The organism is Limnohabitans sp. T6-20 (assembly GCF_003063505.1).
In the GTDB taxonomy this organism is placed as follows: domain Bacteria; phylum Pseudomonadota; class Gammaproteobacteria; order Burkholderiales; family Burkholderiaceae_C; genus Limnohabitans_A.
This window is the reverse complement of record NZ_NERW01000002.1, coordinates 329,782-346,378: the sequence shown is the minus strand read 5'-3', so window position 1 is coordinate 346,378 and position 16,597 is coordinate 329,782. Positions and strand designations below refer to the sequence as shown.

General features: G+C 60.6%; 15 protein-coding genes. 3 read left to right on the top strand and 12 right to left on the bottom strand.

From position 1 onward, the window contains the following. Window positions 1-6: 6 nt before the first annotated feature. Window positions 7-975 carry an RluA family pseudouridine synthase gene (locus B9Z33_RS15830; protein WP_108286478.1) on the top strand — a complete coding sequence of 323 codons (969 nt, stop codon included), beginning with the start codon at window positions 7-9 and terminating at the stop codon, window positions 973-975. 50 nt (window positions 976-1,025) lie between these two features. Here the strand turns inward: B9Z33_RS15830 and ntrC are convergent, their stop codons facing one another. The 8 genes from ntrC to B9Z33_RS07875 form a co-directional block, all read right to left on the bottom strand. Continuing rightward, entirely contained in the window at window positions 1,026-2,552 is a 1,527-nt protein-coding gene (gene ntrC / locus B9Z33_RS07910; RefSeq protein ID WP_108287053.1) for a nitrogen regulation protein NR(I), read from the bottom strand. A 23-nt stretch (window positions 2,553-2,575) separates the two neighbouring features. Further along, entirely contained in the window at window positions 2,576-3,640 is a 1,065-nt protein-coding gene (gene glnL, locus B9Z33_RS07905) for a nitrogen regulation protein NR(II) (protein WP_108286477.1), read from the bottom strand. A gap of 85 nt (window positions 3,641-3,725) precedes the next feature. Further along, window positions 3,726-5,141 carry a type I glutamate--ammonia ligase gene (glnA, locus tag B9Z33_RS07900; RefSeq protein WP_108286476.1) on the bottom strand — a complete coding sequence of 472 codons (1,416 nt, stop codon included), beginning with the start codon at window positions 5,139-5,141 and terminating at the stop codon, window positions 3,726-3,728. A gap of 285 nt (window positions 5,142-5,426) precedes the next feature. Beyond that, the gene (locus tag B9Z33_RS07895; protein ID WP_108286475.1) at window positions 5,427-6,242 is read right to left on the bottom strand and encodes a molybdopterin-binding protein; all 816 of its coding nucleotides are present in this window, start codon (window positions 6,240-6,242) and stop codon (window positions 5,427-5,429) included. A 24-nt stretch (window positions 6,243-6,266) separates the two neighbouring features. Beyond that, window positions 6,267-7,190, bottom strand: a complete 924-nt coding sequence (locus B9Z33_RS07890; protein WP_108286474.1) for an EI24 domain-containing protein — start codon at window positions 7,188-7,190, stop codon at window positions 6,267-6,269. A gap of 48 nt (window positions 7,191-7,238) precedes the next feature. Further along, the gene (locus B9Z33_RS07885; RefSeq protein ID WP_108286473.1) at window positions 7,239-8,201 is read right to left on the bottom strand and encodes a sterol desaturase family protein; all 963 of its coding nucleotides are present in this window, start codon (window positions 8,199-8,201) and stop codon (window positions 7,239-7,241) included. A 4-nt stretch (window positions 8,202-8,205) separates the two neighbouring features. Then, window positions 8,206-9,048: a polysaccharide deacetylase family protein gene (locus B9Z33_RS07880; RefSeq protein ID WP_108286472.1), complete on the bottom strand. Its 843-nt coding sequence runs from the start codon at window positions 9,046-9,048 to the stop codon at window positions 8,206-8,208. After that, on the bottom strand, window positions 9,032-10,024 hold the full coding sequence (locus B9Z33_RS07875) for a YncE family protein (protein WP_369916736.1): 993 nt from the start codon (window positions 10,022-10,024) through the stop codon (window positions 9,032-9,034). The genes B9Z33_RS07880 and B9Z33_RS07875 overlap by 17 nt, the downstream gene beginning before the upstream one ends. 58 nt (window positions 10,025-10,082) lie before the next feature. Here B9Z33_RS07875 and B9Z33_RS07870 point away from each other — a divergent pair, with 58 nt between their 5' ends. After that, complete coding sequence (locus B9Z33_RS07870; protein WP_108286471.1) at window positions 10,083-10,895, top strand: alpha/beta fold hydrolase; 813 nt, start codon at window positions 10,083-10,085, stop codon at window positions 10,893-10,895. A gap of 242 nt (window positions 10,896-11,137) precedes the next feature. On the opposite strand, the gene B9Z33_RS07865 is transcribed toward B9Z33_RS07870, so the two are convergent. Continuing rightward, complete coding sequence (locus B9Z33_RS07865) at window positions 11,138-11,857, bottom strand: pseudouridine synthase (protein ID WP_108287051.1); 720 nt, start codon at window positions 11,855-11,857, stop codon at window positions 11,138-11,140. 109 nt (window positions 11,858-11,966) lie between these two features. Here B9Z33_RS07865 and B9Z33_RS07860 point away from each other — a divergent pair, with 109 nt between their 5' ends. Further along, a complete protein-coding gene (locus B9Z33_RS07860; RefSeq protein WP_108287050.1) occupies window positions 11,967-12,245 on the top strand; it encodes a hypothetical protein in 279 nt (92 codons plus the stop codon). A gap of 269 nt (window positions 12,246-12,514) precedes the next feature. Here B9Z33_RS07860 and ettA read toward each other — a convergent pair whose 3' ends face one another. From ettA to B9Z33_RS07845, 3 genes are all read right to left on the bottom strand, one after another. After that, window positions 12,515-14,176 (bottom strand): energy-dependent translational throttle protein EttA, encoded by a 1,662-nt coding sequence (gene ettA / locus B9Z33_RS07855; RefSeq protein ID WP_108286470.1) that lies wholly within the window; start codon window positions 14,174-14,176, stop codon window positions 12,515-12,517. 137 nt (window positions 14,177-14,313) lie between these two features. Next, the gene (locus tag B9Z33_RS07850; RefSeq protein ID WP_108286469.1) at window positions 14,314-15,381 is read right to left on the bottom strand and encodes a 3'-5' exonuclease; all 1,068 of its coding nucleotides are present in this window, start codon (window positions 15,379-15,381) and stop codon (window positions 14,314-14,316) included. Window positions 15,382-15,460: 79 nt separating this feature from the next. Then, window positions 15,461-16,459, bottom strand: a complete 999-nt coding sequence (locus B9Z33_RS07845; RefSeq protein WP_233252768.1) for a tripartite tricarboxylate transporter substrate binding protein — start codon at window positions 16,457-16,459, stop codon at window positions 15,461-15,463. Window positions 16,460-16,597 lie beyond the last annotated feature (138 nt).

Below are 16,597 nucleotides of genomic sequence, written 5' to 3'. Positions count from 1 at the left end.
TCAGGCATGACCCCGATCCACGAAGACGAACACCTGCTGGTGCTGCAAAAGCCCAGCGGCCTGCTGTCGGTGCCCGGGCGCGGCCCCGACAAACAAGACTGTCTGGCCAGCCGCGTGCAGGCCATTTACCCCGAAGCGCTGGTGGTGCACCGGCTCGACCAGGACACCTCAGGCCTGCTGGTCATGGCGCGCGGCATCGAGGCACAGCGGCGCATGAGCCGCCTGTTTGAAACCCGCCAGGTGCACAAACGCTATGTGGCCGTGGTGGCCGGGCAGCCCCTGCACACCCAAAAAGCGGTGCCCGCCGACGAAGACGGCTGGCGCACGATTGACGGCCCCATCTTGCTCGACTGGGAACGCCGCCCCCTGCACATCGTGCACCCGGATGGCAAACCAGCCCGCAGCCGCTGGCGCGCCCTGCAAAGCAGCGACACCGCCACGCTGGTGGAGCTGGAGCCATTCACCGGGCGCACCCACCAACTGCGGGTGCACCTGCAAAGCATTGGCCACCCCATGCTGGGCGACGCGCTGTATGCGCCAGCCCCTGTGCGAGCGCTCTGCCCGCGCTTGATGCTGCATGCGCAGTCGCTGGCTTTTCCGCACCCGTTCACCGATGCACCCATGGCGTTTGAAGTGCCAACCGACTGGTCAGCCCACGCGCCTTACGGCCATTTCACGGAGGTTCCCACCATGCGTTTTGAAGCATTCAAGCAGCAAGCGCTGGCCGAAGGTTTTGACGAAGTGCTGGAACGCACTTGGGAGCCCAACGTGGTGCTGGAGACGCACACGCACCCCTTTGCGGTCAAAGCGCGGGTGACGGCAGGCCAGCTGTGGCTGAGCTGCGCTGCGCCCGACGGCAGCCCACAAAAGCGCTACCTGACACCCGGCGACGAGTTCTCACTGAATCGCGACGAGCCTCATGCCGAGCAATATGGCCCCGAAGGCGCCACTTATTGGGTGGCCCGCAAGAACTGACAGACCTCTGTGGGAGCGAGCCCCCTGCTCGAGAAAGCCTGTTTTGCAGTTCAGTCGTCGATGCCCAGTTCCTGGATCTTGCGGGTGATGGTGTTGCGGCCAATGCCCAGCTTTTGGGCTGCCTCGATTCGACGTCCCCGTGTGGTCGCCAAGGCGGCCTGAATCAGGCTGGTTTCAAAGCGCCGGGTCAACACATCCCATACGTCGGTTCGGCCCGCGTTTAACAACGCCAAGGCTTCCTCTTCCAGACCCGACTCCCAGACTTTGGCCATCGGGTGAGACGCAGGCACGCTGGTCGCCACCGAGGCCATCTGCTCAAGCACATCGCCTGAGGCTGCACCCTGCACGGCCTCGGCATCCGATGGCGCAGGCGCCCAAGCTGCCTGTGCAGGCAAGGCAGCAAGCTGCGATCCTGCATCCAGCACTTCGGGCGGCAAGTCTTTCACTTCAATCACTTGCGCAGGTGCCATCACGGTCAGCCAGTGGCAAATGTTTTCCAGTTGACGCACGTTGCCCGGAAACTGGAAATGGCTCAGCCGTTCCAGGGCAGCGTCGGCTATGCGCTTGGGCTCCACGCCCAATTGTTGTGCACTGCGCTGCAAAAAGTAGCGCGCCAACATGGGCACGTCTTCACGCCGCTCACGCAAGGCGGGCAAGCGCAGGCGAATCACGTTCAAGCGGTGGTACAAGTCCTCGCGGAACACGCCTTCCTTGACGCGCTGCTCCAGATCCTGGTGGGTCGCTGCGATCACGCGCACATTGGCTTTGACCGCGCTGTGGCCACCCACACGGTAAAAGTTGCCGTCCGACAAAACGCGCAGCAAGCGGGTTTGCAGGTCGAATGGCATGTCGCCGATTTCATCCAAAAACAACGTGCCGCCATCGGCCTGTTCAAAGCGGCCCCGGCGCGAGGCTTGTGCGCCCGTGAAGGCACCACGCTCGTGGCCGAAGAGTTCGCTCTCCAACAGGTCTTTGGGAATCGCGGCGGTGTTGATGGCCACAAAGGGCTGGTTGGCGCGTGGCGAGTGTTTGTGCAGCGCGTGCGCCACCAGTTCTTTGCCCGAGCCCGATTCACCCGTGATGAGCACCGTGACATGGCTTTGCGCCAAGCGGCCAATACCGCGAAACACGTCTTGCATGGCCGGCGCTTGGCCGAGCATCTCGGGCGCGTCGGTCATTTTTTCTTCCGCCACGTCTTCGCGTTGGCTCTCGCCCACAGCGCGGCGAATCAACTCAACCGCTTTGGGCAAGTCAAAAGGCTTGGGCAAATATTCAAACGCACCGCTCTGAAAGGCCGACACGGCGCTGTCCAGATCAGAGAACGCGGTCATGATGATCACGGGCAAACCAGGCAGGCGTTGCTTGATCGCGGTCAGCAAATCCAGGCCCGAGCCACCGGGCATGCGGATGTCGCTGACCAACACCTGCGGGCCATCGCCGTCACCTTCTGCGTCCAGCGCCTTGAGCACCTCGCGTGGGTTGGTGAAGCTGCGGGTGGGCAAACCTTCGCGCAACAGTGCTTTTTCAAGCACAAAGCGAATGGATTGGTCATCGTCTACGATCCAGATCGGCTTCATCAACGTGGCACTTTCTGTGGTTCTCAAGGCAACGGAATCAAAATTTTGAAATCCGTACGACCGGGCTCGCTGTCACATTCGATCATGCCGTGGTGTTGCTGAACAAAAGTTTGCGCCAATGTCAGCCCCAGGCCGGAGCCGCCTTCACGCCCCGAAATCAACGGGTAGAAAATGCGGTCCTTGATCGAGTCTGGAACACCAGGCCCGTTGTCAATGACATGCAATTCCAATGCCAGGCGATAACGCTGCTTACCAAACGTGACTTGTCGCAAGATGCGGCTCTTGAGCGTGATCTGGCCATCACCTTGTGCAATGCGTTCGTGCAAGGCTTGAGAAGCGTTGTGTGCGATGTTGAGCACGGCCTGGATGAGTTGTTCCCGGTCACCCCGGAACTCGGGAATCGAAATGTCGTAATCGCGCACCACCTTCAGGCCTTTGGGGAACTCGGCCAGAATCAGTGCGCGCACGCGCTCGCAAACTTCGTGGATGTTGACATCGCCCACCACATGCGGGCGGCGGTGCGGGGCCAGCAAGCGGTCCACCAGCGTTTGCAGGCGGTCGGCTTCGTGGATGATGACCTGGGTGTATTCGGTCAACTCTTTGCTGTCCAGCTCCATCTCCAGCAGCTGGGCTGAGCCACGGATACCGCCCAAGGGATTTTTGATTTCGTGCGCCAGGTTACGGATCAGCTCTTTGTTGGCCTGCGCCTGGTCAAGCAGGCGCTCTTCACGCTCCTGGCGGGTTTGCTGCTCAACCGGCAACAACTCCACGATCACTTCACCCTCCTGATCCGACGGGGCCACGATCACATGCACCGGCAAGGGGTCTTCGTGGTGCACGCGCCGCATTTGGGCTTCGTAGCGCAAGGCTGCAAACTCGTTGGACTGCGCCCCCACCAAGGCGGTGATCAGTGGCTGGGGATCGAGAAAGTAATCGGGCATGTGGGTGTCAAACAGCGTGCGTCTGGACATGCCCAAGGCATCTTCCAGCGCAGCGTTGACAAAGCGCACACGCCCCTGCCCCTGCAACACCGCCACAGGTGTGGCCAACAAATCAAATGCCTGAAATCGGGAAACTGGCGCGGTCATGGTGTCACGGCTTTACAAAAAAAAGGACGGCCGAAGCCGTCCTTTTTTTCTATTGCACGGGGGTGTGCAATATGGCGCATACCGCTTACAGCGAGTAGTACATGTCGTATTCGACAGGCGACACTTCGACGCGGCTGCGGTTGACTTCTTGCATCTTCAATTCGATGTAAGCGTCGATCCACGAGTCGGTGAACACGCCACCTTTGGTCAAGAAGGCACGGTCTGCATTCAGTGCGTCCAGAGCCTGGTCCAGGCTGGAGCAAACTGTGGGCACCAACTTGTCTTCTTCTGGAGGCAAGTGGTACAGGTCTTTGGTCGCAGCTTCACCGGGGTGAATCTTGTTCTCAATGCCGTCCAGGCCAGCCATCAACAAGGCAGCGAAGCCCAGGTAAGGGTTGCACAATGGATCGGGGAAGCGGGCTTCCACGCGGCGGCCCTTGTCGCTGGCGACGTTGGGGATGCGGATCGAAGCAGAGCGGTTCTTGGCCGAGTAAGCCAATTTCACAGGGGCTTCGTAGTGAGGAACCAAACGCTTGTAGCTGTTGGTGCCAGGGTTGGTGATCGCGTTCAGGGCACGGGCGTGCTTGATGATGCCGCCGATGTAGAACAAAGCGAATTCAGACAAACCAGCGTAGCCATTGCCTGCAAACAGGTTCTTGCCGTCTTTCCAGATGGACTGGTGAACGTGCATGCCGGAACCGTTGTCGCCAGCGTAAGGCTTAGGCATGAAAGTGGCGGTTTTGCCGTAAGCGTTGGCCACGTTGTGGATCACGTACTTTTGCAGCAGCGTCCAGTCAGCGCGCTCAACCAATGTGGAGAACTTGGTGCCGATTTCGCACTGACCTGCGCCAGCCACTTCGTGGTGGTGCACTTCGACCGGGATGCCCACGGATTCGAGGATCAGCGACATTTCGCTGCGCATGTCGTGTGTGCTGTCAACTGGAGGCACTGGGAAGTAGCCACCTTTGACGCGGTTGCGGTGACCGCTGTTGCCGTTTTCCATCTTGGTGCCGCTGTTCCATGGGGCTTCAGCTTCGTCGATGGCGTAGAAGGTGTTGTTCGGCTCGGTGCTCCAGCGCACGTCGTCAAACAAGAAGAATTCTGGCTCGGGACCAAAGTAGGCGGTGTCGCCCATGCCCGATTGCTTGAGGTAAGTCTCAGCGCGCTTGGCGATGGAACGTGGGTCACGCTCGTAGGCCTTGCCGTCTGTGGGCTCGATCACGTCGCAGATCAGAACCAGGGTGACTTCTTCGAAGAAGGGGTCGATGATGGCGCTGCTTGGATCGGGGATCAACAGCATGTCGGAGGCTTCAATGCCTTTCCAGCCAGCAATGGAAGAGCCGTCAAACGCTTGACCGTCTTCGAACTTGCTTTCGTCGAACTGCGACACGGGCGCAGTGATGTGCTGCCATTTGCCACGGGTATCGGTGAAACGGAAGTCAACGAACTTGACTTCGTTCTCTTTCACCATCTTCATCACGTCTGCGACGGTCTTGGCCATCAAATTCTCCTGAATGGAAAGGGGTTAAAAAGCTTACGCTCGGGTATTGCAGTTTTTGTGCCAACTTGACTCAATAAACTGCGCCTGAACAGCCCAAGATTGTGCCCTGAGCAGGCCCGATTGGCCACTTCAGACGCAGAAAAAAGAACACGTCGGGCAACTCACAGAGCACCCCATCAGCTCGACACGGGATTTTCCGGTCATTGAACCCCATGCGCCCAAAGACGGGGCGAGTAGAGTTGCACCTTAATTGTGCAATTTTGCACCATTAAGGTGAATTTTATATCAACGCACCAATTCGGGGCCATATTCCAGATTGAAGGCCATCAGGCCCTGTCGCAAGTCCAAATAGGCCGACTCGGCGCTGCCGGGCTCACCTTTGACGCCCAGCTCAATGTGACGCCCCCACTGCGGGTGGTCGACGCTGGGCAAGCTGAACACCTTGACACCGGGGTGCCGCGCTTCAATGGCCTCCATCAAGGGCGTCAGGGTGGCCTCCATTGAACCGAGCACGATGACCGACTTTTCCAGCCAAGCGTTTTGCTGAAAGTGGCTCGCGTAATGCGTGTCCAGCTCGGCCTCGATCATGGGCCAGGCCATGACCGGAAAACCCGGCACAAAGTGCACGGCCCCGCCGCCAGCGCCCCAGCAGCGAAAACCCGGAATCTTGTTGTACGGGTTACGGATGATGTCGGCCCCTTCGGGGAACACGCCCATGTTGAGGCGGTGCACGTTGTCGTCTCGCTCGGGTTCGTAAGGCAAGCCCTGCTCTTTGGCGGTGTCTTGCATGCGCTCTTGAATGAGCCGCTTGGCCTCGGGGTGCAGCGCAAGCGGCATGCCCAACGCCCGTGCCGCGCACTGGCGGGTGTGGTCATCGGGCGTGGCCCCAATGCCACCGCAACTGAACACCACATCGCCCGATTCAAAAGCCCGCTTCAAGGTGGCGGTGATGCGCTCGGGCGAATCGCCCACGTACTCGGCCCAAGTCAGGGTCAGGCCGCGTGCCGACATCAGTTCGATGACTTTGGGCATGTGCTTGTCCTGGCGCTTGCCGGACATGATTTCGTCGCCGATGATGATCAGGCCAAAAGTGGGGGTCATGGTCGAGGGACTTTCTGCAAAAAATCAGTTCACGCGGCGTGGCTCAACATCGGTCACATCAGCGGATGGGTCATTGGGTTCAACGCCCAATTTGGCTGTGGCATGGGGCGAAGGTGGCACAGCGGACAAGACTTCGTCCACCACAACATTGAAAGGCTCGGAGCGCAGGGCTTGCAATGCAGCCAGCGCAAAGTGAGCGAACCACAGCGAAGAAAAGGCAAACACCAAGGTGTAAATCCAGATGGCCACCGGCACCAGGATCACGAACGCTGCGGCAAACAAGGCCCCCGATGCCCACACCAGACTGGGCGCGGCGCCCATGAGGCCCGTGATCACACCCATGCCCAACAAGCTCATGCGGTGGCGGGCCATCAAAGTGTGCCGCTCGTCGGCGCTGGCAAACTCGGCCAGCACATCGAACGCCATGATGCGGTAGGTGAGCCAGCCCCAAATGAGCGCAGGCAGCAACATGGCCAAAGGCGGCACCAGCCACATGGGCAGCGTCAGCAACAACGCGCCCAGCGCCAGCAACAATGACAAAAAAGTCCACCACAAACTGAACAGCCAAGTGCCGCCGTGCTTGCGCTGTAGGCCCACAAAACGCCGCTCAGCCACCAAGCGCGTGAGCGCGGGGGTCATCAAAAAGGACACCGCCAGTAGCGAGGCCACCACCACCAGCGGCGTGACCGAAAAAATCACCATCAAGGGCGCGACCACGGTCTTGAGGTCAGGCAAACCAATGCCCTCCAGCCAGCGCCACACCACTGTGAGCCAACTGGAGGCATCCAGCCAAGCCCGCACGCCCGTGACAGCGGTGTCCCAATACAAATAGCCCAGCAACCAGGACAGCGCCACGATCAGCACCAGCGGCAAAAACGACAAGCCGATCACCCGGGGATACAGGCAATACATGGCTGAACGCCAGAAGGAATCGATCAAGAGTTTCATGTGTAGAAGCTTAGCAGTTGCGCAAGAAGCGCCAGCGCTGTGCGGATGTCAGGCCCGGCCCACCAGACGCAGCAAGCCACGCCATTGCTGCGCCCAAAATCCGCGCCCATAGTCACGGCCCTGTTCCACCTGATCGCGCACGCCTGTGGGGTCGTAGCGCAACTGAAAGTCGGCGGTGCCAAAGAGCATGTCCCACCAAGGCAGCAGCACGCCAAAGTTGCAGCCGCCCAGCACGGTTCGCCCCTGCACTTCAGACTCATGCCCGATGCCGATGCTGTGGTGTCGGCGGTGAAAGCGCGGGCTGACCCACAGGCGCTCGCCAACGCGGCCAAACCAGATGCGCACATTGGCGTGTTGGAAGTTCTCGCTCAGCTGGCTAACGGCCACCAGCGCAACAAACTGCCCAGGGCCCACGCCAATGAGCACCGCCACGGTGGACAAAATCAAACTGGTCACCACGTCGTCCAGCAGATGATTGCGGTTGTCAGTCCACATGCTCATGTGTTGTTGCGAATGGTGCAGCGAATGCAAAGCCCACCAGCCGTTGGACTGGTGCTGCGCCCGGTGAACCCAATAATGCACAAAGTCAAACACCACGAGGTAAAGCACAAAGCTCGGCAACGCCAGGTCGGTCACCCCGGGCCACAGGCCGTCAAGGTGCAGCGTAGGCCAGCCCATGCTGCGCAGCACACCCCAGCCTTGCTCAAAAGCGTAATCGAGCGTGAAAAACATGCCCAGTTTGAACAAGCCCAAGCGGTGAATCAAGGTGTAAAGCACATCGACCCGTACCGCCTTGGCGTCGTGCTGCTTCTCGGCAGGCCACAAGCGTTGCAGTGGCCCGATCACCGCAAGCATGACGGCGATTTGCAGCAGGCCCACCACCACCCAACCCGTGCCTTCATAGGCTTTTTCCAGCAGGTGGCCCTGCCCTGCGGCAAAGGCGATGGGCTGCACCACCGCTTCGTAAAGCGTTTGCTGAAGCCAGGAAAAACCGTCGAGCAAAAAGTCCATGTGCTTATTGTCGCGAATCGGGCAAAGCCACAAGCTGCAAGGGGTGCTGGCCAATCCAATCGCGGTAGGCGGGGTGCTCGCGCAGCGTGGCAAAGCACAGGCCTTTGGCCTTGAGACCCTCAATCAGTGGCTCCAGCACAGCCGGTGCCCAAGGGTCTTGGCGTGACCAGATGCCCAGATGCGCTACCAGGATGTCGCCGGGGCGAATGTTGCGAAGGGCTTTTTGCAGCAGCTGTGCGTTGGGATAGGCGTCGCTGGGCAACTCGTCACCCAAAAAGCCCGCATCGGCCCAGCCCACATGGGCAAAGCCGCACTGCTTGGCCGCAGCCAGCAAACGCGCCGAGGTTTTGCCACCCGGCGCACGGAACAAGGGCAAGGGTGCCTGACCCGTCACCTCTTGCAAGCGCCTCGCCGCTTGGCGCAGGTTGTCACAATAATTTTGGGCGGTCCACAGCAAGGTTTGCCCAGCCTGCGCACCGGCACTGGGGCGGATGCGGAATCGACCCTCGCCCGCATCGGTCGCATCAGCGCGCCAATAGGCATGGTCCCAAGTGTGTGAGGCGAAAGCATGGCCTTCGGCAGCGCGGGCTTTCCACCACGGTGCCCAGTGCTGGCCCAAGGTGCCATCGCCTTGCTGGGTTTTTTCGTGGGCCGCAAAAAAGGTGACCTTCACCTGCTGGCGTTGCAGCACATCCGCGATCAACGGGGCCACGCCCATGTGACCAGTGTCAAAAGTCAGGTAAACGGGTTTTGTACACGGGGGCGGTGCTGTTTGCGCCAGCACAGGCAGCGCCATGGCCGCAACGGCCAGCGCCAAACCTAGCAGAACGTCAGTTGCGGCCCGCATGGTCGAGCGTCCACACGCCGTGGGGCGACTTGCCCACGCTCACCTGGCGCACCACTTTGCGGCTGGCCATGTCGATCACGGTGAGTTTTTTGGCCCAGCGGGAAGCGAGCAACAAGGTTTTGCCATCTTTGCTCACGTCCATGCAATCGGGCCCCGAAGGTCCAGGAAACTCGGCCACCACCTGCATGCTGGTGTAGTCGATCTGGCTGACGGTGTTGGCCACGCGGTTGCTCACCAGCACATGCTTGCGGTCACCCAGCGCACGAAAAGCGTGAGCGCCTTTGCCAGTGGGCACGGTCTTGACCAAACGCGGCGTTCCGCTGCTCACGTCATACACCTCAACACCTTCGCCCCCGGTCAGGCCCACCAGCAAGGTTTTGTCATCCGGCGTGCCAAACACGTCAGCAGGCATGGGGCCCGTGGGCACACGGCTTTTCAGGGTTTGCGTGGCCAAGTCAATGGTGACCAGCTCGTTGCTGTCTTGCATGCTGGCCCACACGGTGGTGCTTTTGCTGTCAATCCACAAATGGCTGGGCGTTTTGCCCGTGGCAATGCGCTTGACCAAGGTGGGGTTGTGGCCATCCCAGCGGTAAATGTCCACATGGTTGAGGCGGTTGGCCACGGTGACAAACCACTTCATGTCGGGTGAAAAACGCAACTGGTAAGGGTCCAGAATGCCCGTGACTGTGCGCTGAACTTCGGCAGTGCGCGGGTCGATGAAGGTGAGCGAATCGCTGAGCGCATTGGCCACGATCACCGATTTTTCATCGGGCGTCATGTACAGGTGGTGGGGCTCTTTGCCCGTGGGGATGCGTTTTTTTTCGGTCCAGCTGACGGGATCGATCACGCTGACCGTGCCATCAAGGGAGTTGAGGACAAAAACGGGTGCGGGGGCCGGTGTTTGAGCCGAAGCACCGAAAAACTGAAGGCCTAAAACAGCCAACGCCAAAAATCGAACAACAGGAAGCAAGGAAATCACAAAAACACTTTCAAAATCACGTTCAAGTGTAATCGGACCACCCACAGGAACCCAGATGCAGATCAAGCCGCCCTCAAAAATAAGCATTCAAGGCGTCACCTTGGAGGTCTTGCAGATCCCTGCCACCAGCGCCGACCCTTTGCCCACCTTGGTCTTCTTGCACGAAGGACTGGGCAGCGTGGCCATGTGGCGCGACTGGCCCACGCGGCTTTGCCAGCGGCTGGGGTGCGCTGGCTTGGTCTATTCACGCCGGGGCTATGGTCAATCGGACGCCGTGCCCGGTGTGCGTGGTCCGTCTGGCGAGTCGGCGGGGCAACGTGTGGGGCGCCTGTTGCCCGACTACATGCACCACGAAGCCCTGGTTGTCTTGCCCGCTTTGTTGCAGTTGTTGGGCATTGCGCGCCCCGTGCTGTTGGGCCATTCAGACGGCGGCACCATCGCCCTGATCCACGCCAGCCGTTTTGATGTGGCCGGGTGCGTGGCGATGGCTCCGCATGTCATGGTCGAAGACATCTCTGTGCAGGCGATCACCGCCGCACGCCAAGCTTACGAAAACGGCCCCCTGCGCCAGCGTCTGGACACGTACCACGCGGATGTGGACTGCGCCTTCTGGCAATGGAACGATGTGTGGCTGAGCGAAGCCTTCCGATCGTTCGACATCCGTCCGGAGCTGGGGGGCATTTCAGCGCCCCTGCTGGCCATTCAGGGCGAGACCGACCCCTACGGCACCATGGCCCAGATCGACGACATCGCCGCTTGCGTGCCGCAGGCGCAATTGCTGAAACTGCCCGACTGCGGGCATTCACCCCACCGGGACCAGCCTGAGGCCGTGGAAAAGGCGATGCAAACCTTCATGCAACAACTTTGATGGCGTCATTCGCCACAGGCTGTGGCGCGCCAGCATTCGCGAGCGGGGGCTCGCTCCCACAAAATGCGTGTGCAGTTCAATCCCTGCAAAAGGCAGCCCTTGTGGAGGCTTGCCTCCGTAGGCGGTCGCCCGCATGGAAAGCTCTCTTGTGGGAGGTCGCCCCTGCGGCCGAATGCGTGCGCTGGCAGAGCATCCATTCGCGAGCGGGGGCTCGCTCCCGTTGGCGCCAGGGGTGCCCAACGTCAGGGCTTGAGCAAGGCCAGGTCTTCTTCGGTCAACCAACGCCATTGCCCGGGGGCCAGATCATTCAAGACGAGGCCACCGATTTGTGAGCGGTGCAGACCTTCAACCCGGTTGCCCACCGCCGCCAGCATGCGTTTGACCTGGTGGTATTTGCCCTCCGTCAGCGTCAGCTTCAGGTGCAACTCACCCACGGCCTCGCAGGCGGCGGCCTTGACGGGCTTGGGGTCGTCGTCGAGCACCACACCCGTCAGCAACTTGTCGACCATCTCGGGCGTGATCGGGTGCTTGGTGGTCACTTCGTACACCTTGGGCACGTGGTGCTTGGGTGAGCTCATGCGGTGGATGAACTTGCCGTCGTCGGTCAACAGCAGCAAACCCGTGGTGTCCTGATCGAGTCGGCCCACGGCCTGCACGCCCTGCACCGCCGCTTTTTGCGGGCGCTGGCGCAAAGGTGCGGGCAGCAGCGTGTAAATGCTCGGCCAGGTGGAGGGTTTTTGTGAACACTCGGTGCCTGCGGGCTTGTTCAGCAGCACATAGGCGTGCTCCTTGAACGGCCAGTTGGTGCCCTGCACGCTGAAATGCAGGCCTTCGAGTTCAAAGAATTCACCCGAATCGGTGATGGTTTCGCCCTTGACTTGCACGTAGCCTTGCTGGACCAGTCCGGCACACACACGGCGGGTGCCAAAGCCCTGGCTGAACAAGATGTCTTCCAGGCGCATGGGTTTGAGAGATTTGGCTTTCATGGGGCATGATTGTCGCCTCGAAACCAAGCCACCCACTCGCCCGCTGGCCGCCAAGGCGCCGGGCCCTTCAGGAGACACACGGCCCATGCGCACCGACCTTGACACCCTGACCCGCATGACAGATGCACTGACCGCCTGCGCGCAGGGCGGTTTGCCGCAAAACGAGATGATCCAGCTGTGGCGCACCGGTGCGGCCAACCTGCCTTTGCCCGAAAAATTTGGCGTCGTGCTGGGCGACTTGCTTGACCGCATCGAGTCCAGCGCCCTGTTCAGCGGTGAAAGTTGCTCGTTCAGCCAGCAAGGCCTGTTCGACAACCTGCAACTGTGGGCCGACAAGGCACGCGCCAAGCTGACCAGCCTGTAACCAACAATCAACGGTCATGGTTTTCACAGCGGCTGCGATTGTTTTCTGTGGGAGGCTGCCCCTGCGGCCGAATGGTGGTTCAGGCTTTGCGACTGTGCAGGCAGCGTGGTGCGCCAGCATTCGCGAGCAGGGGCTCGCTCCCACAAGACACGCCCTGTATTTCGCTTAGGACCACCCTGCGGCCGAATGTGGGGGCGGGAGCGGCCGACCTGCAGCCCCCAAATGACAGCGGGCCCCGAAGGGCCCGTTGCTGGGTGCAAAGCAGCTGATTACTTCAAAGCCTTGAAGCGCACGCGCTTGGGCTTGGCACCCTCTTCACCCAGACGGCGTTTCTTGTCGGCTTCGTATTCCTGGTAGTTGCCGTCAAAGAACACCCACTGGCTGTCGCCTTCGGCGGCCAGGATGTGGGTGGCAATGCGGTCCAGGAACCAGCGATCGTGGCTGATGACCATGATCGAGCCTGCGAACTCCAGCAACGCGTCTTCCAAAGCGCGCAAGGTTTCCACGTCCAAGTCGTTGGATGGCTCGTCCAGCAGCAAGACGTTGCCGCCTTCGATCAGGGTTTTGGCCAAGTGCAAGCGACCGCGCTCACCGCCCGACAGCATGCCGACTTTCTTTTGCTGGTCGCCACCGTTGAAGTTGAAGCGCCCGCAATACGCGCGGCTGGCCATCTGGAACTTGCCCACGTTGATGATGTCCAGGCCGCCCGAGACGTCTTCCCAAACAGTTTTGTTGTTGTCCAGGTCGTCACGGTTTTGGTCCACAAAAGCCATGCGCACGGTCTGGCCGATGGTGACTTCACCGCTGTCGGGTTGTTCTTTGCCAGCGATCAGCTTGAACAGGGTCGATTTACCCGCGCCGTTGGGGCCGATGATGCCCACGATGGCACCCGCAGGCACCTTGAAGCTCAGGTTGTCGATCAGCAAACGGTCGCCAAAGGACTTGCTGACGTTTTTGAACTCGAACACCTCATTGCCCAAACGCTCCGCCACAGGAATGAAAATTTCCTGGGTTTCGTTGCGCTGCTGGTATTCATAGTCGCTCAGCTCTTCGAAGCGGGCCAGACGGGCCTTGCTCTTGGCCTGACGGCCCTTAGGGTTGGCTCGGGCCCACTCCAGTTCCTTCTTCATGGCCTTGGTGCGGGCGTCTTCTGTGCGCTGCTCCTGCTCCAGACGGGCTTCTTTTTGCTCCAACCAGGTGGAGTAGTTGCCCTTGTAAGGGATACCGTGGCCACGGTCGAGTTCCAAAATCCACTCGGCAGCGTTGTCCAAGAAGTAGCGATCGTGGGTGATGGCCACCACGGTGCCCGAGAAACGCGACAGGAACTGCTCCAGCCAGTCCACCGATTCGGCGTCCAAGTGGTTGGTCGGTTCGTCGAGCAGCAGCATGTCCGGGCGCGACAGCAGCAAGCGGCACAGCGCCACACGGCGCTTTTCACCGCCCGACAGGTTGCCGATCACGGCGTCCCATGGGGGCAGGCGCAGCGCGTCGGCCGCGATTTCGAGTTGGTGGTCAGAAGCATCGCCTGCAGTGGCAATGATCGCTTCGAGTTGGGCCTGCTCAGCAGCCAGCGCGTCAAAGTCGGCGTCTTCTTCGGCATAGGCGGCATACACCTCTTCCAAGCGGGTTTGCGCGGCTTTGATCTCGCCCATGCCGTTTTCAACCGACTGACGCACGGTTTCGGTGGGGTCGAGCTGCGGCTCTTGTGGCAGGTAGCCGATCTTCAGGCCCGCCATGGGGATGGCTTCGCCTTCGATCTCTTTGTCGATGCCGGCCATGATCTTGAGCAAAGTGGACTTGCCCGAGCCGTTGGTGCCCAGCACGCCGATCTTGGCACCGGGGAAGAAAGACAAGGAAATGTCTTTGAGAATCTGACGTTTGGGCGGCACGATCTTGCCGACCCGGTTCATCGAAAATACGTATTGAGCCATGTATCACCCTGAATAAAAGTAGGCAGAGACCTTGCACCCCAAGGGTGCCCGCTCTGCGCCGCAAGCCTGCTGATGGAATCAGGCGCGGCGTGCGCAACCCGGCATTATCCCAGCTTGTCGGACCGGGCCGACAAAAATCAAACTGAACGCTCGCTCAAAGCGCCCGAACGGCTGGAAAACTGCACCCGGCTGTCCATCGCCTCCAATTGCACCCGGGCGCTGCGCTGGCCATAGACCTCTGCACGCAGCCAGGCGCACTCGGCGTCCAGCAAAGCGTCAGAGCCCAAACTGCACCACCAAACCCGGCCTTCGCCGTCCCAACGGTAGCCGCGTGCCTTGAGCTTGTCTTTGGCTTCAAACGGTGCCCCTGTGGCGCGCAGCTTGTAGCGCGTCTGATCTGCCCCGGTCAGCAGCCGTACCAGCCCGCTTTGCCCATCGGCCAGCGGCGAAGCCAGCACCTGCAAGAGCGCATGGCAGTCCACCTGCGCCCGGTGGGCGTCGTAAAACCAGCCGCGCTCCGACGCCAAAAACTCCAGCTTGGCCGAGCCGCTGCCCTCTTTCTTCCAGTCAATGCCCTGAAACGAACAGCCCCAAGCCTTGCCCGCAAACACAGGCCAACGCGCCTCGACAAACGGCCGGTCAAACCCGGCGTTGTGCGCCACGACCAAATCGGCCTCTTGCACCAAGGCGTTCACGGCCGCGTCGTCGATGCGTTGGCCCTGCACCATGCTGTCGTCAATGCCGGTGATCTCGGTGATCTGGGGCGGAATTGGTCGGCCCGGGTCTTCAAACGACTCGTAAATCGTGACGGGCCCCACCGGCAAGCCGGTCGCGCTGTCCACCAGCACCGACAACATGGCCAACTCAATGACTTTTTCGCTCTTGCTGTCCAGTCCGGTGGTTTCGGTGTCCAGCACGATCACGCACTGCGTAGCCTGGCCCTGTAGCCCACCATAGTCGGTGACCGGCTGCAAACGGCGCAGCACGCGAAAGTCGGGGTGTTGCGCCAGCACTAGGGCCATGGCCTCGGGGTCGCTGGCCTGCGCCACCAAGGGCGCAGCCACAGGCCCCACCGCAACGGCCTCGGCAGGCATCACCGCCGTGGCTGGAGGGCTGGCAAGCTTTGAAGCTTTGGCGGGTTTGGCCGGTTTTTCGGCCGCTTCGGGCTCGAAGCCGAAAAAACTCATCTGGTCTGTTTTGCTCATAAGCCGAGATTAAACCGCGACTTCAGGGTCCGCAGACCCAGGATCAAACAAGAATGAGGCAGATGCCAAAGCGCAGGTTTCAGTCGAGCTTGATGCCCAAGTCCACCGCCAACTTGATCCACACGGGCACTTCGCCTTCCCAGTCTTTGCGGGTACCGGCCAGGTTTTTGGGTTTGTTGGGGATGGCGAAGGTCTCGCGCAATTTGGCCGCTTTGTCGGTGTTGGACCAGGCCACGGCTTCATCGGCCAGGAGTTTCAGCACGGCTTCGGGTGTGCCAGCCGGGGCCACCAGGGGCAAGCCACCTTCCAAGGTCACCAACTTGGCGGTATCACCTTGCTCCATGAGGGTAGGCACGTTGGGCAGTTTGGGGGAGCGGTAGCTGCCGGTCACCCCAATCGGGCGCACGCCACGGCTGGCCACGGCATTGAAGGCCAGGTAGCTGCCCACAGCAATTTGCGATTGGCCAGAAGCCACGTCGAGCCACATGGGGGCTTCGCCCCGGTAATGCACTGACTGAATCTTGGTGCCGTGCACACGGTTGGTCTGGTCGGCCACCATGTGCGGGTACGAACCCGGTGCGTAAGTGCCCATGGACACCGGGTTTTTCTTGGCCCAAGCCACAAATTCGGCCATGTTGTTAGCGGGAATTTTGTCGTTGATGCCTACAACCAGCGGCCCTGAAGGGAACACTGTGACAGGGGTCAGGTCTTTGTCGAGGTTGTAGGGCAGCTTGGAATACAAGATGCGGTTTTGCCAGAAGGTGCCCGAGGTGCTCATGACCAGGGTGTAGCCATCGGCGGGCGATTTGGCCGCCGCGTCAATGCCGATGATGGCGCCTGCACCTGGCTTGTTGTCGATGACCACGGGCACGCCCAGCTTGGCGGCCAAGTGGTCGCCATAGCTGCGGGCCAATGCATCGGTCAGGCCACCAGGTGGAAAAGCCACAATGATCCGGATCGGTTTGGCGGGCCACTTGGTTTGCGCCCAGGCACTGACCAGCGGGCCACTGGTGGCCACGCCGGTGGCGGCCAAAGCGGCTGTTTGCAAAAAGGAACGGCGGTCAGAAAAAGGCTTCATGGTCATGCGCGTGAGCGGTTTGTGGATGCCGTGCAGTCTAGGTGTGGCGTGTGTTGAATGGCATTGGGGTTTGAACCCATGCCCTGACCTGTGGGGGACATCCGGGGGCTTTTCCTGCTTTGTGCGACAATGCACTTC